Source organism: Terriglobus roseus (genome assembly GCF_900105625.1).
Taxonomy (GTDB): Bacteria; Acidobacteriota; Terriglobia; order Terriglobales; family Acidobacteriaceae; genus Terriglobus; species Terriglobus roseus_B.
The window spans coordinates 1,109,574-1,129,728 of sequence record NZ_FNSD01000001.1; the positions used below are offsets into that span (position 1 = coordinate 1,109,574).

General features: G+C 59.3%; 15 protein-coding genes. 8 read left to right on the top strand and 7 right to left on the bottom strand.

Translation table 11 applies throughout. The features are described from left to right. Positions 1–28: 28 nt before the first annotated feature. From BLW03_RS04370 to BLW03_RS04395, 6 genes are all read right to left on the bottom strand, one after another. Positions 29–970: an amidohydrolase family protein gene (locus tag BLW03_RS04370; RefSeq protein WP_074655768.1), complete on the bottom strand. Its 942-nt coding sequence runs from the start codon at positions 968–970 to the stop codon at positions 29–31. A 30-nt stretch (positions 971–1,000) separates the two neighbouring features. Continuing rightward, positions 1,001–2,716: a carboxylesterase/lipase family protein gene (locus BLW03_RS04375; protein ID WP_074652518.1), complete on the bottom strand. Its 1,716-nt coding sequence runs from the start codon at positions 2,714–2,716 to the stop codon at positions 1,001–1,003. 53 nt (positions 2,717–2,769) lie between these two features. Continuing rightward, complete coding sequence (locus BLW03_RS04380) at positions 2,770–4,176, bottom strand: neutral/alkaline non-lysosomal ceramidase N-terminal domain-containing protein (protein ID WP_083350323.1); 1,407 nt, start codon at positions 4,174–4,176, stop codon at positions 2,770–2,772. Between the two features lie 179 nt (positions 4,177–4,355). After that, the gene (locus tag BLW03_RS04385) at positions 4,356–5,438 is read right to left on the bottom strand and encodes a hypothetical protein (RefSeq protein ID WP_074652520.1); all 1,083 of its coding nucleotides are present in this window, start codon (positions 5,436–5,438) and stop codon (positions 4,356–4,358) included. A 397-nt stretch (positions 5,439–5,835) separates the two neighbouring features. Next, positions 5,836–6,579 carry a LytR/AlgR family response regulator transcription factor gene (locus BLW03_RS04390; protein ID WP_074652521.1) on the bottom strand — a complete coding sequence of 248 codons (744 nt, stop codon included), beginning with the start codon at positions 6,577–6,579 and terminating at the stop codon, positions 5,836–5,838. After that, entirely contained in the window at positions 6,560–7,738 is a 1,179-nt protein-coding gene (locus tag BLW03_RS04395; RefSeq protein WP_074652522.1) for a sensor histidine kinase, read from the bottom strand. The genes BLW03_RS04390 and BLW03_RS04395 overlap by 20 nt, the downstream gene beginning before the upstream one ends. Positions 7,739–8,054: 316 nt before the next feature. Between BLW03_RS04395 and BLW03_RS04400 the strand changes: the two genes are divergently transcribed. The 3 genes from BLW03_RS04400 to BLW03_RS21180 all read left to right on the top strand — a co-directional run bounded on the left by BLW03_RS04400 (position 8,055) and on the right by BLW03_RS21180 (position 11,729). Then, positions 8,055–9,707: a PQQ-dependent sugar dehydrogenase gene (locus BLW03_RS04400; protein WP_074652523.1), complete on the top strand. Its 1,653-nt coding sequence runs from the start codon at positions 8,055–8,057 to the stop codon at positions 9,705–9,707. Between the two features lie 105 nt (positions 9,708–9,812). Further along, a complete protein-coding gene (locus tag BLW03_RS04405) occupies positions 9,813–10,805 on the top strand; it encodes an aldo/keto reductase (RefSeq protein WP_074652524.1) in 993 nt (330 codons plus the stop codon). Positions 10,806–10,871: 66 nt separating this feature from the next. Continuing rightward, entirely contained in the window at positions 10,872–11,729 is an 858-nt protein-coding gene (locus BLW03_RS21180; RefSeq protein ID WP_074652525.1) for a (R)-mandelonitrile lyase, read from the top strand. A gap of 74 nt (positions 11,730–11,803) precedes the next feature. Here BLW03_RS21180 and BLW03_RS04415 read toward each other — a convergent pair whose 3' ends face one another. After that, positions 11,804–13,147, bottom strand: coding sequence for a PQQ-dependent sugar dehydrogenase (locus BLW03_RS04415; RefSeq protein WP_244501960.1), 1,344 nt, complete (start codon positions 13,145–13,147; stop codon positions 11,804–11,806). 538 nt (positions 13,148–13,685) lie between these two features. Here BLW03_RS04415 and BLW03_RS04420 point away from each other — a divergent pair. From BLW03_RS04420 to BLW03_RS04440, 5 genes are all read left to right on the top strand, one after another. Continuing rightward, on the top strand, positions 13,686–15,332 hold the full coding sequence (locus tag BLW03_RS04420; protein WP_074652526.1) for a carboxylesterase/lipase family protein: 1,647 nt from the start codon (positions 13,686–13,688) through the stop codon (positions 15,330–15,332). 44 nt (positions 15,333–15,376) lie between these two features. Next, entirely contained in the window at positions 15,377–15,838 is a 462-nt protein-coding gene (locus BLW03_RS04425) for a cupin domain-containing protein (protein ID WP_212733129.1), read from the top strand. Between the two features lie 149 nt (positions 15,839–15,987). Further along, complete coding sequence (locus BLW03_RS04430; protein ID WP_074652527.1) at positions 15,988–16,641, top strand: (2Fe-2S)-binding protein; 654 nt, start codon at positions 15,988–15,990, stop codon at positions 16,639–16,641. A 14-nt stretch (positions 16,642–16,655) separates the two neighbouring features. Beyond that, a complete protein-coding gene (locus tag BLW03_RS04435) occupies positions 16,656–17,654 on the top strand; it encodes an FAD binding domain-containing protein (protein ID WP_074652528.1) in 999 nt (332 codons plus the stop codon). After that, on the top strand, positions 17,618–20,017 hold the full coding sequence (locus BLW03_RS04440) for a xanthine dehydrogenase family protein molybdopterin-binding subunit (RefSeq protein ID WP_244501961.1): 2,400 nt from the start codon (positions 17,618–17,620) through the stop codon (positions 20,015–20,017). The genes BLW03_RS04435 and BLW03_RS04440 overlap by 37 nt, the downstream gene beginning before the upstream one ends. Positions 20,018–20,155: the final 138 nt, after the last annotated feature.

The window sequence follows — 20,155 nt, forward strand, 5'->3', positions numbered from 1 at the left end:
TTTCCAAAGTTCTACCCACTCCATGAGATCAAAGGGGAAGCTTGAAGACACGATGGCCGTTAAGCCAGACAAGTTGGTGAAAGAGTTCCGGTGTGGTGTTCGCTTTCAGTGTTGTGAGCGTCTCGCGCGCAACGCACTTACCCGCGAGGCGGGCGGCGCCGGGATTACCCTGCTGCGAGATCCCCGCTCCATGTCCATCGCTGCAAGCGCAATCGCTGCCGAAGATCAGCTTGGTGCGATGCCGCCTCAGAAAGTCAGCGGTGAAAGACGGATCGCGAGTGAGAGCGTTGTTGCCAGAGTTAGCCGAGAGATCACCGAACAGGTTCGGATAATCCGAAAGCCACCGATCCGTGAGTCCGCCTCGGATGATTGGTGTACGAGGATAGTCGATGTCGTTCGCATAATCCGCACTGACGTTGGCCCAGAAGGCATCGCAGTGCCCGATGAACTTTGTCTTCGGGTATGCCTTCAGGATCTTGTCGAACCGTTTGAAGCCCGTGTTGAACACGCCTTCTGTGGGCGTATGCGGAACTTCCTGGAAGTGCAGCGTGATGGGAACGTTCAGTTCGGCAGCGGCGGCATAGATGCGACGCATCTCAGGGCCATCGGCTTCGACGTGATACTTGATCTCTCCTATGCCGTGCGCTCCCGCTTTCACCGCGGTGGTGAATAACTGTACCGCCTCCGCAGCAGTAACATCGGTGCCCACTGCGTATCCTGCAAAGCGCGTTGGTTCCTGAGCGATGAAGCGCTTTGCGTCATCGGCGCTTTGCAATCGCGTAAGCAGATACGCAGCCTGACAGCCCGCGCCGTTGAGGTGAGCGAGATTTGCTTCGATGGTCGGTCGCTGATGGAAGTGACAATCAAGAACGGGAGAGCCCCACTCCGACGCCGAACCGGTTGCCTGCGCATGCACTACGCGGGCAGTGGCTACTGTAATCATCGTGCCAACAAAAGATCTACGATCCATCTTCATGGGATCTTCTTTCCAATGACTTTTCTACGTTTTCGTTACTGCGTCGATTCGATCCCACACCTTGCGTTCCAAGGGATCCGGGTCGTTGATGACCTTACACTCCGCGTCGATCATCATGGTCGGACGCGCCTTATCGTTGTAAGCCGGCCATGCGGGTTGTCCCTTTGCAGACGGGTGGCCCGTGCGGGCAAACGTACTCCAGAACTCGCTCATGTTGTGCGCTGCCTGCACACTGCTCGGGCTGGTGTCGCCCATCGGACTGCCGGCCTGCGGAGTTGCCGCGTTGGCCGGGCGTGGCTGCACGTTGTTGAACTTGTAGGCAATCTCTGCCGCGTGTGCAGCGCCCATCTTGTGCTGCGTGCCGGGGATCAACCGATCGGACTCATGCCGGAAGACGTACATGTATACGGGAGCTCCGTGCTGCGCGAACTTGCGTTCTGCAATCGTCCGCTCGCCGATACCTGCGAAGCGAGCCGTGGTAATCGCAACGTACAAGTCCGCCGGTGAAGCTTCCGGCCGGCTCATCTTATACGCCTCTAAAACCGGACCTGCATTTTCGCCCAGGTCTTTCTCCAACCGCGCGCGAAGCGCAGCATCATCCATCTCGTAGATGTCTGTAGAGCGGCTTTGCGCAAAGAAGAAGTTCATCTCATCGTGGTTGTAACCCACGATGAGCGGCTTGCTCCTGGAGATGTCCGGAGCCTTGGGGTCGAACGGATGATTGGGCAGAATGACACCGTCCAGGACCGGACCGAACCCACCGGGGACCGGGTTGCCCGTCATGCCTTTGCTACCGCCGCCCTGGGTCAGTGGTCCCGAGCGCTGCTTCCCCAGTTCCACCTGCACTTCGACCAGCTTCTCTGCGGGCACGTCCAACAGCTTCCGCCAGTCGGCCTTTTCGATTCCCAGTTGCTTCAACACCATGAGCGTTGTTTCCGCAGCCGAATCGCGTGGGTAGATGCGGATGCCCGGACCACTCTCAATAGAAGCTTTGTTGAAGTATGGCGCCGCAGAAGGCATCGCGTAGAGCGCCGAGGTCTTGCCACCACCGCCGCTTTCGCCAAAAATCATGACGTTGTTTGGATCTCCGCCAAACGCAGCGATGTTGTCATGCACCCACTTCAGTCCGTCGCGAATGTCCGTGACACCCTGGTTGCCGGTATATTCCACCCCGCCGAGATCGCCAAGATAGAGATAGCCCATCAGGCCAAGGCGATGATTCGTAGCGACGACCACCACATCCCAGGTCCGTGCGAGATTGCCTCCATCCTGGTAGCTCGCGCCACCAGACCCTGTGGTGAAGCCACCGCCGTGGCTGTAAAACATGACCGGGCGCTTGCGGCCATCTGCCGCCGGCGTCCATACATTCAGGAAGAGACACTCCTCAGATGGTGCAGGTTCGTTACCGCGCGACGTGCGTCCCGGTTGGAGCGATGGCGCTCCGAGCTGTACTGCGTCGCGCACTCCCTCCCAGGGCGACAGAGGTGGGGCTGCTTTGAACCGGTTGGCACCCGAGACCGAACCTGCATACGGGATGCCTCGAAACGTCGTAAGTTTGTTCCCTTGCATTCCGCGCAGTCGACCGTAGACGGTCTTTACTTCAACGGTCGAGGGAGCAGTGTCTACTGCTTGAGCCGCAGCTTTGGCAAGGGCTGACGTTGCCAGCAACGCCGCGGAAGCTTGCGTCAGGAACTGGCGACGATTGATGCTGTCTGGATGAAAACCTCTAGTGAATGTCACGGTCCTGTCTTCCTCATCGGCTTGACTATTGCAATTGGAGGGTTGTGAATGCCTTATTCCCCGGACTTCTTCATCAACGAAATCGCCGCATCGACGATCTTGTCTTCAGCGCAGCCCGGCTTTAGCCTCGACCCGATCACCTGGAAAGAAAGATGGCTGTATGCATCGTCGGAGTAGATATAACCGGAGTTAGCCCCTCCATTCGTCAGGGTAGAGATGATGACCTTGCTGGCCGGTGCGTACTGCTTCAGCTTGAGCCCGATGTTTGTGTAGACCTCTCCGTTGACACCCGTAACGTAGATGTCGCCGATGCGAAGCAAGCTGACTTTCAGGTTTACGTCCGCACCGTCTTTGTAAGGCGGCATGGCATTCTCGCGGACCGGATTCTCCCGATCCTGCCGATCACGACCGGGACAAGTGAAGTCTGACTGGCCACCCCAGATGCGCGCATTCGCCGTGGGATGGATATCATGCCGCATCAAGTAAAGGGTCTTCTCTGCCAGAAGCGTGCCCATCATGGTCACATCCGCGCTCACGCGATCGATCGCCCGGTGGTAGCCCGCAAGATTCTCCGCTGCTACCTCCTTCATACCGGAGTTCGCCGTGGCGGCATTGAAGCCGGGAGCAGCGGACGGCGGTGGCGGCGGTGGAGCGCCAATCTTCTCCGTGAAGTTTTCCGCACCGTTGCGTGTCGAAGAGAGGAAGTTTTCCTTGAGCGCGGGGTTCTGGTCGCCGGATGTCCCCTGCGTAAAGAGGGCGACCGTCTTGCCATCAAAGTGGGACTCAAGAGCGCGTGATGCCTCCCCCGGGAAGTCGGCGCTGATCACGCCGGAGAGGTAGAAGTTGATCGGGTGCATGGCGTAATTGATGTACACCGCAATGGGCACGAAGTCCGCGCCAATGAACTCGACCACCGAGAGTGTCTTGTCTGAGACGCCCTGGGGGTTGGGTTCTTGTCTCCACTCCAGCTTGCTGTTGAACAGGTCGCGATTCACATTCAAGTCGACGGTCGTCCGCCCGTAGCCCACCGTCGCGGGGGCCAGCTTCGCCTTGGCGTCGGTCGCGGACTTCACGATGGCATCCACAATGGTCTGCGTGCCGGGATTCCCGGAAAGACCGTTGGTCGATCCGCTGTGCGTGTGCGTTGCGGAGATGAGGATGTTGCTCGCCGGGCATCCGGTCGCCGCCGCAACTTTCGGCACAGCAGCGGTATAGGCATCCAGCCGGACGGCACCCTGGTCCATCGCAACAATGGCTGCGCAGGTTTCGCCCGACGCAACGACAATGGCTCGCACAAAGAGGTGATCGCGAATGCTATCGGTCTTGACCGTGAGGTCCGTAGGCTTCGGTGTAATGTCGACCATCGCCGCACCTGCGCGTAGTGTGGGCGTCTGAGCGAAGGAGAGACTGGCGGCGAGCGGTAGGGTGGCTGCGAGTAACTTCAGCGAGCGGGTATGCATGCGATGAGGGCCTCTCAAAGAGAACGCTCGCAGGGAATCCAAAACTCGGCGAAAGTTATGGATACGCCCTTGCAAGTTTCGCAAGCCTAATCGCGATGCATTCTGTCGGAAAGGTTCTGTTCCGGTAACGTACCTGTAATTTCTCAATGGATTGTTAGAGATAGCTCCCTAACAATCACTTACCAGAATGCAGCACGGACAATACTCGTGTGACCGGGCACCCCACCGACGACGTCGGTTCCGAGCACCAGTTCGAAGTTGCCGCCCTTCCAGCCCCTGGGAGCAAGATGCACAATCTCGGCCGTTCGCTCCTGCGCACTCACATAGTCAGCGGCGGCCTGGGTGCTCATCGGTCCCACACCCGCGACGACAAGCACAGGGCCATCCGTCACCTGCGATTGGAACCGTGCGACCACGCTGTAATCGACAAAGATCTTGTCCCGGGGTAATGAGAAGTCAACGGTCCCCACACGGCTCCCCGTCGCTCGTTCCACGATGCACTTACAGTCGAGCGGACCAAAGCGGAATGGCAATTCCTGCGTCATCCGAAGAGCCCAATTGTTGTTGTATGCCCCAAACAGAATGACCGGGCGGTTCTGCAGGTCCGCGAGCGTGATCCGAGTGGCCTCCCGCAGACTGCAGCTGCCGCCGACCCTCGTAAGAGCCGAGCAAACGGCAACGGCAGAGGTAGCCCCCTCGATCGTCACGGCATCATCGGATCGGAAGATGTCCTGACCGAGCGGCAATGTCACGGATTGCGTTGCGTCCGCCTGGGGTAACTGGCCAAGCACCACGATCGTCGGGCTGGGAGCGCTAATCCCGCGGAAAAAGGGTGAGACCGTCCTTGCGCGCCAATAAGCACCTCCGATCAGGCCGACTACCAGGAAGCCGAGGACTCCGACGATCAGAGAAAAACGCGAGCGGCTCATCATCCGAGGACTTCCGGCGACAGGAGGATCCGCGGGTTGCGACAAGACTGGCGGTGCCGCCGAAATCAGCGGAGGGACTTCTGCGGCGCGTGACTGAGACGATTCAATCTCTGCGAATCGGAACTCCACGCAGTAGCTGCCAAGCGGCAGAGAAATCCGGACAGCGCTGTTTTGCGCAAGCGATGCGTAGTGTTGCGCGAGCCGTTTCCGAACCTCGCCAGCCGCCATCCGCACCACCGGATCGGCGCTGGTTTCGTAGCCAGGCTCGCGTCCGAACACATCCACTCCAAGCTGGCGCTCGCGTAACTGTTCCACCTGTCCCGAAAGTGTCATCCGGACACAGTGCTCCAACATGAGCGAAAATCGTCGGCTACTGCGAAACGGACTGTTGGCAAGAATGGATCCAAGCTCCACCAGGATCGCTTGCTCTTGCTCTTTAGAAAACTTCTCGCACGGTGTTGAAAGCTGACTGGGCATGGTCTTTAGTCCGTGCCGATTCTACCGCTTGTGCAACGTAATTCTTGGACGATCGAGGCGCGTTGCAATCAGACCCCGGGGTTGACAGGACCGAGTTCAAGTCGCGCCACACGGGCGAGCGAGACTGCCAGTGGTCACGATTCGCAGATGGCTTTCAACGGCAGTATGAGTCCGTATTCCGCGACATCCTGGGCGCAGCTTATGTATGTGACTCGCCAACCGGGGACGACGTCCGTGAAATTTGAACTTCTTTTCAGCTCCGTATCAGTTTCTGTATGCCGTCGCGATACTGCCGTCCCGTGCCAAAGCGAGTTCCGTCACTGAGCTCAAGTTCGTAGACGCCACCTGCCACCGGAAACAATGCTGCAACGCGTGAGAGATTCACGATGCGTTGGCGGTGGATACGTAAGAACCGCTGCGGATCCAGGCGGTGTTCCAGGCCTGACAGCGTTTCGCCCAGTACAAAGGTCTTTGCCCCGCAGTGGAGCACCGCATAGTTGTTTGCCGATTCGATCCAGTCGATGGAGTCGACCGGGACAAGATCGATGCGCTCCTCGTTCCGAACGACGAGTCGTTGTAGCCAAGGTGCTGCGTGATTGCTGAGGAGGCTCTCCAGCCGATGGAGCATGGAAGCAGGTTGTGTAAGTTGCGACTGCACCTTCTCGATGCTGGCGCGAAGCCGAAGATCGTCAAACGGCTTGAGCAGGTAATCGACGGCGCTGCATTCGAAGGCCTGAACTGCGTATTGGTCGTACGCCGTAATGAAGATAACCGCCGGCATGGCCGCCGGGCCGATGGTTCGCACAACATCGAATCCGGTCCCATCCGGCAATTGAATGTCGAGCAGCACCAGGTCGATCTTCATACGCTGAAGGGCATCGACAGCTTCCGCAACGGAGCCGCACTCGCCCGCCACCTCCACTTGCGGGATCGCCCGGACATCGTCGCGGATGCCGGACCGGATGAGGTGCTCGTCTTCAACGATCAGCAGTCGCACGTTGCTCCTCCCGTGAGTTCACGGTCTCGCGATCCTCTCGGAACGGGATCTCAATCAGGACTTCGGTGCCCCGTGGCTCAGCACCCCGGATGGTGATCGAGTGATCACCGGGATACATGCGTTCGAGTCGCTCGCGCGTGGAACTGAGTCCGATGCCAATCCGGTGGATCTTTGTCTGCTTCTCGAATCCCGTTCCGTTGTCGCTCACCAGCAGACGCAGTTGTTTGCCCCCTGCGCTTACCTGCACACGAATGACGCCGTCATGCCGCACATCGCGCATGCCGTGAATGACAGCGTTCTCGACGAGGGGCTGCAGAAGGAAGGTTGGCAACAAGCCTGCCTCTGCGTTGCGGTCCACGTCGATCTCGAAGTCCAGCCGGTCGCCGAAGCGCATCTTCTCCAGTGCGATGTAATGCCGAAGCAGCGCAATTTCGTCCGCCACAGTCGTCTCAGCACCGGAGTCTGTTCGTAGCACCGCACGTAAGAGGTCGCCGAGCTTTGCCAGCATCCGGCTTGCAACGACAGGGTCCTGGCGCGTGAGCACCGAGATGTTCTGCAGGCTGTTAAAGAGGAAGTGCGGGTTCAGCTTCGCCCGCAGCACCTCAAGTTGAGCCTGGTTCAGACTCGCCTCCAACAGGCTTTTCTCCAGGCCCAGTTGTACTGCCTTATGTTTCTGCTGCTGCAACTGGTAGAAAGCCCGTATGGAGTAGGAAGCACCAACGCTGAGCCAGAAGAAGAACTCCCCAATCGCCAGCTCGTAGAACGAGAAGCTTTTAAAGCGCGCCCATGGAAACGGGCGGCCAGAGAGCCAGAGTGCGCCGGCGAAGGAGAAACGCATCAAGGGTGCTGCGACAACACAGACGGGTATGCTCGCGAGCGCCAGCTTTGCCGTGTGGCTGAGCCACTGTTCGCGGCCGAGCGGAAGATGGCGCTCCAAGCGGAAGGCGATCGCTGAGAACACTCCCCATGGCATGAAGCATGCGATGTAAGCGATCCAGAAGATGAAGTCGCTACGATTGGCAGCAGGCGACGTCAGGAAGCCACGAAGGGATCCGACCGCTCCGATGAGCGCCCAGATGAGCGTGAGGGTACCGACACCGGGATAGCGGACGTGATCCGCATCCGTCGACGTTCTCGTTAAGGGTTCGCGCTCTGCCAAGTGATCCGCTCCCGCATCAGCTCAATCGCCCACGCTCGTTGGAGCGCTCGTCTTTACCATGATGCAGCTTTTCACCGAAACGAAACGAATCACTTTGGTGAACACACCCTCGTCACGGGCGAACAGCACCTCGTGGCTGACGAACTGCCCGGACGACGCGCAACGGTTCCCCCGGCTCGCTGAGGCGTTGACCCGTCAAAACAGTCAGTTCGCCAAGTTCTGGCAGACTCAATCGACTCCTGAGCGCACACTTGCATTCGTCGGGAGTATTCGCAGAAATCTCTCACTCGCCGATGAAGCAACGGAGCGGAGAAATATGGCTAAGTCACGCTTGGTGAATCGAGTCGTTTGGGGATTGGGGCTGACTGTCGCGGTCGCTACCACGGCAGCAGCTCAGACTGCGCCGAAAGCACTTACAGCTCGGCTCTCTGACTTTGTGGAGATGCCGCTTACAGGTCACGACGCTCGGTCTCAGCCGGCGCGGATCAACTTCCTGGTTGAAGAACCTGGACAGAATCGACTCTTCGTCAGCGACTCAAGCGGTCCTCTCTACATTCTGGATAAGAAGACACACCAACCGGTCGTCTACCTGGACTTCGACGGTTCAGGCAACGGTAAGGGTCTGTTCCCACGGTTCATCGCGGACTTCAGTTTTGCAAGCGGACTGCTGGGATTCACCTTTGATCCCGACTACGCTCGGAACGGCATCTTCTACACTCTCCACCTGGAGGATGTAGCATCCACGGCACCTGCCGGCCTCAAGGGTGGCGTGATGGCTGGACTTGATACGTCAAAATACACGCCGACCAAGGGGGTATTTACCCCCTCTGGGCCGGCCGCCATTACGCGTGAAGCCGTGCTGGTGGAGTGGACAGACAAGAACATCAAGGACACCAAGTTTGAAGGCACGGCCCGCGAGATCTTGCGCGTTCAGTTGCTGAACGGCATCCATCCGACGGACGACGTCACGTTCAATCCGACGGCGCGCCGCGGCGATGCGGACTGGCGTGTGCTCTACGTTTCCACCGGCGATGGCGGTACTGGAGAATTGACTGATGTGCGCCGCCTAAATCCGCAACGTCTCGATCACTTCGGCGGAAAGATCATTCGCATCGTGCCTGACCTGAAGGAGCATGTTGCGAACAGCGAAGTGAGCGAGAACGGGCAATACCGCATCCCCCGGGACAATCCGTTCTTTGCAACGCCCGGTGCTCGCAAAGAGATTTGGGCCTATGGCATGCGCAATCCGCATCGCATGACCTGGGACGTGGAGTCACCACGTCAAGCCAACCTGCTGGCCTTCGTCATCGGAGCGAACGGCGGCAACCCCGTACGTTACGAGACCATCGACATCATTAAGCGCGGTGCCAACTATGGCTATCCGCTCCGTGAAGGACCGGAGTTCCGGGCAGAGAGTCCGATCTATGGGCCACTAGCAGCGGATAAGACATTGCCACTGCGAATCTCCGATACCGTGGTGATGAATGACCGCGTGCCGATGCAGGATTCCGCGCTTGCCTATAAAACTTCGGTGGAAGGCAACGCCATCGCAGGCGGCTTCGTCTATCGCGGAAAGAAGTGGCCTGCACTGCAGAGCTGCGTGGTCTTTGGCGATATCACCAGTGGCAGGATCTTCTATGCCAAGGTGGCCGACCTTGTTTCCGCAACCGATGGAGATCCGACGACTCTCGCTCCATACACGGAGATCAAGACCGACCTGCCGCAGATCGCGGCAGAGCGGGCAAAGATTCGCGTAGCTGCATTACCACCTGCTGCTGCGCCTCCAACCGCTACGCCGCCCGCGGCCGGTACACCGGCTGCTCCTCCATCGGCTGCGGCAGCTGCGTTCCGCGCAGCACGCAGCTTTCCGCCTCGAACGGATATGCGGCTCGCAACCGACAGTGATGGCGAGATTTATGTCATGACCAAGAGCGACGGTGTGATACGCCGCATCGAAAGCATTCAGTAGCAATCAGCACCGGAGCTAACGGGACCGCGTCTGATTGCAAGACTTCCCTGACACGGGGTAGAACCAAACCCTCTTGACACTAACTAAGAAACGATTGGATACACGATGCAGAAGCGCACTCTCGGTAAAGATCTGGAAGTCTCGGCCATTGGCTTGGGCTGTATGAGCATGACCTTCGCCTACGGTCCCGCAGGCGAAAAAAGCGAAATGATTCAAATGATTCGAACGGCGTATGAGAAGGGAGTCACCTTCTTCGATACGGCGGAGGCGTACGGCCCGCTGGCAAACGAAGAACTGGTCGGCGAAGCGCTCGAGCCCATCCGCGACAAGGTCATCATCGCGACCAAGTTCGGCTTCGATATTGACCCGGAAACCGGCAAGCGCGGCATAGGAACCAACAGTCGTCCCGAACACATCAAGGCCGCAGCAAATGCCTGCCTGAAGCGTCTTCGCACGGACCACATCGATCTGCTCTATCAACACCGCGTGGACCCGAATGTGCCGATCGAGGATGTCGCTGGTGCGGTGAAGGAACTAATCACCGAGGGCAAGGTGAAGCACTTCGGCCTGTCTGAAGCAGGCGTGGGAAGCATCCGGAAAGCACACGCCGTGCAACCGGTGACGGCTCTTCAGAGCGAGTATTCCTTATTCTGGCGAGGGCCGGAAACCGATGTTTTGCCGGTACTCGAGGAGCTTGGCATCGGTTTCGTTCCGTTCAGCCCGCTCGGCGCTGGATTCCTGACAGGTCAGATCGACGAGAACACCAAGTTCGATGACAGCGACTTCCGCAACCACGTGCCGCGCTTCTCGCCGGAGGCTCGCAAAGCCAACATGCTCCTGGTTCATGCGGTGAGGGCAGCGGCGGAACGCAAGGGCGTTACACCGGCGCAGTTCGCACTGGCCTGGCTATTGGCGCAGAAGCCATGGATCGTTCCGATCCCTGGCACGAAGAAGACTGCCCGCATGGAAGAGAATGTTGGAGCGGCAGGCGTTGTCCTGACGGCAGACGAACTCAAGCAGATCGAGGAGGCCACCTCCAAGCTCTCGCTTGAGGGTGCTCGCCTGCCCGAAGCCATGCTCAAGATGACCGGAATCTAACAGCGGCATGTCGCAGCGTACGGGAACCATCGTACGCTGCGACTGCGCAGAGGATGGATAAACCCCATGAAGAAACTGGTGCTGACAGGCGTTCTTCTTGTGGGAACATTGCCTGGTCTCCACGGTCAGGGCACGAAAGACGAAGGCGCAATCAAGATCTGGCGAAGTGGTACGCAAACTTCGCGCCAGGGACCAGCTGAGCACTTCACCGGTGCAGTACGAGTGGATCCGCTCTTTGAGGCGATATCTCCCGCACGAGCAGCGAGTTCACTGGTCTCCTTTGAGGCTGGTGCACGCACTGCCTGGCATACGCATCCTCTTGGGCAGATGTTGATCGTCACCACAGGGACCGGCCGAGTGCAACGCTGGGGCGATCCAGTAGAGGAGATTCGCACGGGCGATGTCGTGTGGATCCCGCCGGGGCAGAAGCACTGGCATGGGGCTGCTCCAGGGAGCGGCATGGCGCATATCGCAGTGGTGGAACAGTTGAACGGGCAATCCGTGACGTGGGCGGATAAAGTTACGGACGAGCAGTACGCCGGGCCCATCGCCAAAGAAAAAGAAGGGCGAGAACCGGCTGCACCGGCTCAGCCGAAGCCGCGGCCATCGCAGCAGGCCATGGGCGATTTCGCCCCAAAGCTCGCGAGCATAACGGACGATGTGCTCTACGGCGACATATGGGAGAGGCCGGAGATCTCCAAGCGTGACCGCAGCATTATCACCGTTGCCGCACTCATCGCGATGAATCGTCCGGACCAACTTCGTTCGCATCTTGGACGGGCACGCGACAACGGCGTGACGCAGGCAGAAGTGGTGGAGATCATTACGCACCTGGCCTTCTATGCGGGATGGCCGAATGCAGTCTCCGCCATTGCTGTCGCAAGAGATGTCTACGCAAAGCCCGCTTCGGAGCGCAGCAGGTGAACTTGGAAACGCTTTCTTCCAAGCCGGCGGCTCGCTCATTCTTGTATTGAGCTTCCCAAGTTCGACGAAGTCGCCTACTTGCCCGTGTACGCAACTCGCCACACGATATTGGATCCGTCGTCCACGATGATCAAGGCTCCGTCTTTTGCCGTGGTGATGCCCACTGGACGGCCCCACACGCCGCCTTCTGAATTCACAAAGCCGGTCACGAAGTCCTCATACTCCCCGGTTGTTGGCTTTCCATTTTTCATCGGGATATGCGCTACTTCGTACCCGGTGCGTGGCTCCCTGTTCCAGGAGCCGTGCTCGGCAGCAAAGATGTCTCCCGTTGCCACGCCGGGCATGGCTTTGCCGTCGTAAAAGGTCATCTGGAGCGAGCCGTTGTGAGGTTGCATCAGAACGTCCGGAGTGATCACCTTGCTCTGCAGCTCGGGATGTTTGCCCGCATGTCGTGGGTCTTGGATACCGCCGCTGGGACCGCCCATGTAGAACCATGGCCAGCCGTAAAAGCCGCCTTCCTTCACGCTCGTGATGTAGTCGGGGACAAGATGATTGCCCAACTGGTCGCGCTCGTTGACGGAGCACCACAGATCTCCCGTGATGGGATTAATGGCTTCGCCAACGCAGTTCCGGATACCGCTGGCGAACACCTTCACAAATGTGCCGTCCGGCTTGTATTCGAGCACGTCGGCCCGGTGAAATTCGCCAGGATGTGTGTCGGGATCATCGACGTTCGATCCCGATCCGACCGAGACGAACATGCGGGAATCATCTTTCGAGAAGACCACATCGCGCGTGAAGTGCCCGCCGGCACCTGGGAGATCCTTCACGATTACCTCAGCGGGTCCGGATGCCTTCATCTGGCCGGGGGTATACGGGAAGCGAACAACCGAGCTGATGTTTCCGACATAGACATACTTCGGATTCTTCGCAGGCCAGAAGCTGAGGCCGAAGGCGCGATCCATGCCTGTGTCTGCAAAGACCGCGCGCTGCGCGGCTTTCCCGTCGGGGCCGACCCCGCGCAACACAACGATCGTCTTTGCAGCCACGTCGACAACGAACAGGTCACCGTTGGGAGCAGTTCGCACAAGGCGTGGCTGTTTGAAGTCACCTTCGGCGTAAAGCGTCACCTTGTAGCCTGGCTTCGCGATCGGCACGGCGCCATTTCTGGCGACGATCGCAGGGAATCTCGCCACAGACTCCTCCGGGTGTGGCGCCGGGATGTCCGCGTAGGTGAGTAGCACTCGGTTGCCGGGCTTTTCGTCGGACCACGTCTCAAAAGCCGCCTCGTGCGTCTTCACGGTCTGGCCGACAGCGCGTGAAGCCGAGGTCAGGACGAGGACGCTGAGACAGCCGGCAATCACCAGCGTCGGCACCATTGCGCACCGCTTGCCGAATGAATTGCCTGTAACTGCCATCGAGTCCCTCCGTGCATAAGAAGGTAGCGGTTGGTCGTCCCTGAAGTCCTTTGGTGCTCTCATGATTCTCTCCCAGGCTGCACACGCGTCTTCTAGAGGACGCAATACACACCGCCCCCAGGACGTCACCATTGAAACCTAACCTGCTCAATTTTTCACCACAATTGGCGAACGGCTCCCGAGATGTGGTGAACGGGTCGTCCCGCATGGTGGACGCAAGGCACGAAGCAGGAACCCTTGTTCCTGGCTTAAAAAAAGACATCGGAACTCTTGTGTCTCCAGTGATGGCTTGCAGCAGGTTCCCGCCTTGCGCACAGGTCCGCGCAGCGTCTTCGTTCCCCATTCCTACAGGTGCGTTCGCCCTCGAAAAGTGCCCGTTGGCCGATTCGGTGAGACGCGGCCTTCCGCCATGGAGCAGACTATCGACGGCGACGCGTCTGAAGCGTCGCAACCAACGGGCACGCTGTAACTCCAATCCAAGGGCCCTCAGCAAGTTGCAGACCCTGGCATCGGTTATCAGCACGGAAAGGGACATCACGTGAAGCCGAAAGCATTTGTTGTCCGACTTACTTTGTTACTCGCACTTCGGCAGGGAGCATTTGCGCAGGAAACTCCGAACGCCCCAGCCACCGCCGCTTCGATCACTTCGCCCGTCCGAACGGCTTCCGGAATGGTGCGCGGCGTGACAGATGGCGACGTGAACGCCTTCAAGGGAATCCCTTTTGCCGCGCCGCCCGTTGGAGCAAACCGTTGGCGTGCTCCACAACCTTTGCCCGCCTGGCAAGGCGTGCGTGATGCAGACAAGTTCAGTGCTGATTGCGCGCAGGGTGGCTTCCGTCCTGGCGCTGCCATGTCGCCAACATCATCGGAAGATTGCCTGTACCTGAATCTGTGGCGGCCTGCGGATACGAAGCCGGGCGCGAAGCTGCCCGTGATGGTCTGGATCTATGGCGGCGGCTTCACCGGTGGTTCCAGTTCCTCACCCAATACGTCAGGCACACAGTTTGCGAAGCAGGGCATCATCCTTGTTACTGCGAATTACCGCGTCGGAAGGTTCGGTTTCTTCGCCCACCCTGCCCTCAGCGCAGAGCACACGGACGAACTCAAGGGCAACTACGCTTACATGGATGAGATCGCGGCACTCAAGTGGGTGCAGCAGAATATTGCCGCGTTTGGGGGCGACCCTAGAAACGTCACCATCTTTGGCTTCTCCGCAGGCGGTGTCTCGGTACATAGCCTGATCACTATACCGATGGCGCGCGGGCTGTTTCAGAAGGCCATCGTTGAGTCTGGCGGTTCGCGTGACAGCGTTCTTACGGCTCGCCCAATGCGCAAGGATGGCGCCGACCCGAACTACCCCGTGTCGGCTGAGACGATCGGGATCCAGTTTGCCAAGTCCATGGGAATCGAAGGAAGCGATCAAGCCGCTCTCGCGAAGCTCCGTGCCCTCACGGCAGAAGAAGTTCTACGGGGCGCGCCGGGCGCAACCGCACCGTCGTATGAGACGACTCCCATTCTCGATGGCAAGTTGATCACGGAGACCGCGGAGTCTGCCTACAAGGCCCACCACCAGCCGCGTATTCCGATCATGATGGGAAGCAACAGCGCGGATACGGCAGGCAACCGTGTGAAGGCCACATCGAAGGAACAACTCTTCGCCCGCTTTGGTCAGTGGAGCGCCCAGGCGAAGGCGGCGTATGACCCGGACGGTACGAAGGATCTGGCGACTCTCGTCGCCGAGGCAAACAACGACTTCGGTCAGGCTGAACCCGCTCGCTTCGCAGCAAACTCCTTTGCAAGCATCGGCGCACCGGCTTATCGCTATCGCTTCTCTTACGTTCCGGCCGCGATGCGGGAGAGACTGCGCGCTGGAACACCGCACGGCGGCGAGATCGCCTTTGTTTTCGGAACGCTGACAGCCAGCGGCTTCGGGCCACCGCCCCCTCCACCAACGCCGCAGGATGAGGCAGTTTCGCACATGGCGCAAGGCTACTGGGTGAACTTCGCGAAGACCGGCGATCCAAACAGCAAAGGCATGCCAGTTTGGCCACGCAACGATCCAAATAAGGATCTAATCTTTGAGTTCCATCCCGACGGTTCGGCGTCTGCGGTTCCCGATACCTGGAAGCCTCGTCTCGACGTCATGCAGTTGGCCACCGAATCAGGCAAGCGCGCCGACCTGTAGAACCGGCATCCATGACCCAGCAAGCAGAGAAGGAGAATCCCTCAATGAAAATGAAGCTTCTGACCAGTGCATTCGCCCTGAGCATCGCGATCCTCCCGCAAGCCCAGGCACAGACAGCGGACCCTATCTTCCCCAAGGGCGAGCTCTCTACGGTCAAGAATCACACGGGTGACATCTGGCTGAATGAACTCAGCGTGGGGGACAGCACCTTCGATCCGACCATCGCAGCAGCGACCTACGGTCCCGGAGCGAAGCTTGATTGGCATATCCATCCCGGAGGCCAGGTGCTGCTCATCACGGAAGGCACCGGTTACTACCAGGAACGCGGTAAGCCGGTCCAGATCGTACACAAAGGCGATGTGATCAAGAGCCTGCCGGGAGTGGAGCACTGGCACGCCGCCGCTCCCAAGAGCACCTTCGCCTACATCGCGGTGTCCCCCACGGCGAAGGGCAAGACCATCTGGCGCGAACCCGTCAGCGACAAGGATTACAACAGCGTGCAGTGAGTACTCGACGTCCCGCAGCGGTGCTGGCCATCAAGGTCCAGACGACGAGTACGCCGCGCAGCACCAGAGCCTGATCAACTGCCAGAGACCCTTTGGCGACGGACACTCCGCCACCCTTGTGCTCCCTCTGCACGCTTCAAGGAGGATGCATGCCTACGCACGAAGACGATGCGACAACGATGACAACTTTAGGCAAGCTAAGCCGGCGATCCTTTCTGGGCCGTGCTGGTGCCGTAGGTGTTGCAACCGCCACGGCAGCAGTGGCGGCCCCGCTCGCCTCCGCAATGGATGCTCCGACGACTCAGGATGCAACTCCTGTAGATGTTCCTGTCGGCACCATAGCCACAACACTGAAGGTCAACGGCCGCGTCCACAAGGTCCAGATCGACCCTCGGGCTACGGTCCTCGACACGCTGAGAGAGTCCCTGCACCTGACCGGCACGAAGAAAGGCTGCGATCACGGCCAATGCGGAGCGTGCACCATTCACCTCAATGGTCAGCGGGTAAACAGCTGCCTTTTGCTGGCAACGATGCAGACGAACGCAGAGATCACCACGATTGAAGGCCTGGGCACGCCCGACAAGATGCACCCGATGCAGGCTGCTTTCGTCGCCCATGATGGCTACCAGTGCGGCTACTGCACCAGCGGACAGATCATGAGCGCCACGGCCTTGCTTAAGGAATCCTGGGGACCTGACGATGAAGACGTCCGCGAAGCGATGAGCGGGAACATCTGCCGTTGCGGAGCCTACCCCAACATCGTCGCCGCCGTGCAATCCTGCCGTCGCAACGGAACCCTTTAGAGAGGACATGACCTATGCAGCCCTTTGAACTTGTCACAGTCAAAGATGTACCGGAAGCAATCCGTGCGCAGGCCGCCTCAGAAACGGCGCAGCAGGGAGCGACGGTCCGCTTTATCGCGGGCGGCACCAATCTTGTCGACTACATGAAGCTCAACGTAGAGACCCCACGCCAGCTGGTGGACATCAACGGACTCCCGTTGAACCTGATCGAGCCGCTTCCAAATGGCGGACTCCGTATCGGAGCGCTCGCACGTAACAGTGAAGTCGCAAACAACAAACTGGTGCAGGAGCGGTACCCGGTGCTGTCACAGGCTTTGCTTGCGGGCGCTTCGACGCAACTCCGAAACATGGCGACAACTGCAGGCAATCTTCTCCAGAAAACTCGTTGCATGTACTACCGCGACATCGCCTATGGGTGCAACAAGCGCCAGCCCGGAACGGGCTGCTCTGCCATTGATGGTCAGAACCGTATGCTCGCCATTCTGGGAACGAGCGAGAAGTGCATCGCCAGCAATCCTTCCGATCAGAACGTAGCTCTTGTCGCTCTGGAAGCGGAGATCCACATCACCGGTCCCAAGGGGGAACGCACGGTGCCGATCTCCCGGTTCTACCTGCTACCAGGCAACGCTCCGGAGCGTGAAACGCTCCTTGATCCCGGCGATTTGGTCACCGCGATTACGCTGCCGCCTGTACCAACGGGCGCGAAGAGCCTCTACCTCAAGCTGCGCGACCGTGCTTCCTACGAGTTCGCTTTGGCGTCGGCTGCAATCGTTGTGAAGCGGCAGGGTACTCGGATAGACCACGTGCGCATCGCGCTCGGCGGGGTTGGTGCAGTTCCCTGGCGCAGCCTGGAAGCCGAAGCTGCATTACACGGCAAGGAAGCGACTGCAGCCAACTTTCGGGCGGCTGCCGAAGCAGCGCTTCGGAAGGCACACCCGCAGACACAGAACGGTTTCAAGATCGAACTGGCGAAGCGTTGCCTTACGCACGCCCTCACACAGGCGGTGGCCTGATGGAGACGAACATGGTCGAGCAGCAGCAGACGCAGACTAAGCAGAACAACATGCAGGACAAGCAGCCCCAAGGGCAAGGCCAGGGGCAGGCACAACCGGCTCCGCAGCGTCCGGCACAGGGCAATCAACCGCCGTCACCTCCTTTGGTGCGTGACAGCAATGTGATCGGCGTTGCGACACCTCGCATCGAGGGACCACTCAAGACGACGGGCTCAGCGAAGTATTCGTCTGACTTCCACTTTCCGGACCTGCTGCAGGCATGGCCTGTCTGCGCAACGGTCGCAAGCGGCACCATCGAGAACATCGACACGTCTACAGTTTCGAAGATGCCCGGTGTCGTGGCCGTCTATACGCACGAGAACATCGGTCCGCTGTACCGAATTGCGCCCGGAGCTGGCACGCTAAATGAGAAGCGGCCTCCCCTTGAAGACAACACCGTTTACTACTACGGCCAGTATGTAGCCGTGGTGGTTGCGCAAACGTTGGAGCAGGCGCGCGCTGCCGCTGAAGCCACGAAGGTGACGTACAAAAAAACGCCACATGACATCAGCGAAACCCTCATCGGCACCAAGCTGAGTACACCTGAAAAGCGTACGGTGTCCAAACGTGGTGATACGGCCGCGGCCTTTGCCGCAGCCCCTGTGAAGCACGACGCTGTGTACAGGCTCGCGGGTGAGACGCACAATCCCATCGAGCTGCACGCTTCGCTCGCGGTCTACAAAGATGGTAAGTTCACGCTCTACGAGACCACGCAGGGTGTGATGAACCATCGCAGCGTGATGGCGTCGATGCTGGGCGTACCGAAAGAAAATGTCCAGGTCATCACGCGCTTCCTCGGTTCTGGATTCGGGGGCAAAGGCTGGCCCTGGCCGCAGGCGTTCCTGGCCGCAGCTTGTGCTCGCAACCTCGGTCGACCGGTGAAGCTCGTTGTTAGCCGCTCCATGATGTTTCAGAGCGTCGGGCATCGTCCAGTTGTCGAGCAGCACATTCAGCTCGCTGCCAGTACAGATGGCAAGCTGACCGTCGTTGGCCAGGACTGGGTGAACCATACCTCCATGACCGACGAATACAACGAGAACTGCGGCGAAGCCACGTCCTTCATGTACTCGTGCCCGAACGTACTCGTCACCGGTGCCCAGGCGCGCCGCAACGTCGGTACACCCGGACCGATGCGCGGTCCCGGCGCGGTTCCCGGTATCTACGGCATCGAATCGGCCATGGACGAGCTGGCGATCAAGCTGAAGATGGATCCGGTTGCATTGCGGTTGTTGAACGAGCCATCCATCGATGAAGAGAGCAAAAGGCCCTTCTCCTCGCGGCACCTGAAGGAATGTCTTACGGTCGGCGCAGAGAAGTTCGGCTGGGCGAAGCGAAATCCTGCGATCGGCTCCATGAAGAACGCGGACGGCACGATCATCGGATGGGGCATGGCTGCCGCAAGCTGGATCGCGGTCCGCTTCGAGACCGAGGCGAGTGTGCAGCTTCGTCGTGACGGAACTGCTCGCGTTGTCTGCGGAACGCAAGACATCGGCACTGGTACTTACACCGTCATCGCGCAGCTCGTTTCTCACGAGACCAGCCTCCCACTCGACAAGATCGAGGTAGTGATCGGTGATTCTTCCCTTCCACCCGGTCCTCTCAGCGGCGGTTCGGCCGTTACCGCGTCCGTTGTGCCGGCCGTCTTACAAGCAGCGCAAAATGCAGTGCGCGCGCTGCTTTCTGTCGCTCCGTCGCTCCCCAACTCGCCCTTCAAAGGAAAGCAAGCCGCGGAACTGGAAATGCATGACGGTACCGTTCGCATCAAGGGCCAGGCGGGTACCTCTCTCTCTACGGGACAGATCGTGCAAAACGCACGGTTGGAATCTGTCAATGGAGACGGCAAGTCAGGGCCGAGCTTCGGCCCCGGCTTTCAGGATGCCTCTTTCCATAGCTTCGGTGCACAGTTTGTTGAGGTCACCTGGCGTCCCGAGATCGCTCAGTTGCGCGTAAGCCGGGTCGTCTCTGTCATGGACGTCGGCAAGATCATGAATCCCACTACGGCGCGGAATCAAGTCGAAGGTGCCATCGTCATGGGCGTCGGCATGGCGCTGCTGGAAGGCAACGAGTACGATCAGCGGTCCGGCGCTCCCATTAATTCAAACCTTGCCGATTACATCGTTCCGGTGAATGCAGACTGCCCCAAGATTGACGTCACCTTCGTGGAGTACCCCGACTACAAGCTCAACCCTGCGGGAGCGCGCGGCGTGGGAGAGATTGGTCTCGCAGGGGTCGCACCGGCTATCGCAAGCGCCATCCACCACGCCACCGGCACTCGCGTGCGTCATCTTCCCATTCGCATTGAGGATCTACTGACTACGGCCTAATTCATGGAAACTGCGCGCCAGAGCTTTTGCTACGGAGGCAGTGATCGTGCCAACTCATTATCAGAGCGCGCATTGATCACGACGCTGCTGCTGCCCCTCCTGCGTTTTAAACACTGGTGTGGCGACGTCCATCACCAC

Bases quoted from the DNA above. Each gene is read 5' to 3' on its own strand.
- BLW03_RS04370 (WP_074655768.1), bottom strand. From the start codon at position 970: ATGGATCGTAGATCTTTTGTTGGCACGATGATTACAGTAGCCACTGCC.
- BLW03_RS04380 (WP_083350323.1), bottom strand. From the start codon at position 4,176: ATGCATACCCGCTCGCTGAAGTTACTCGCAGCCACCCTACCGCTCGCC.
- BLW03_RS04385 (WP_074652520.1), bottom strand. From the start codon at position 5,438: ATGACACTTTCGGGACAGGTGGAACAGTTACGCGAGCGCCAGCTTGGA.
- BLW03_RS04400 (WP_074652523.1), top strand. From the start codon at position 8,055: ATGGCTAAGTCACGCTTGGTGAATCGAGTCGTTTGGGGATTGGGGCTG.
- BLW03_RS04405 (WP_074652524.1), top strand. From the start codon at position 9,813: ATGCAGAAGCGCACTCTCGGTAAAGATCTGGAAGTCTCGGCCATTGGC.
- BLW03_RS21180 (WP_074652525.1), top strand. From the start codon at position 10,872: ATGAAGAAACTGGTGCTGACAGGCGTTCTTCTTGTGGGAACATTGCCT.
- BLW03_RS04415 (WP_244501960.1), bottom strand. From the start codon at position 13,147: ATGGCAGTTACAGGCAATTCATTCGGCAAGCGGTGCGCAATGGTGCCG.
- BLW03_RS04425 (WP_212733129.1), top strand. From the start codon at position 15,377: ATGAAAATGAAGCTTCTGACCAGTGCATTCGCCCTGAGCATCGCGATC.
- BLW03_RS04430 (WP_074652527.1), top strand. From the start codon at position 15,988: ATGCCTACGCACGAAGACGATGCGACAACGATGACAACTTTAGGCAAG.
- BLW03_RS04435 (WP_074652528.1), top strand. From the start codon at position 16,656: ATGCAGCCCTTTGAACTTGTCACAGTCAAAGATGTACCGGAAGCAATC.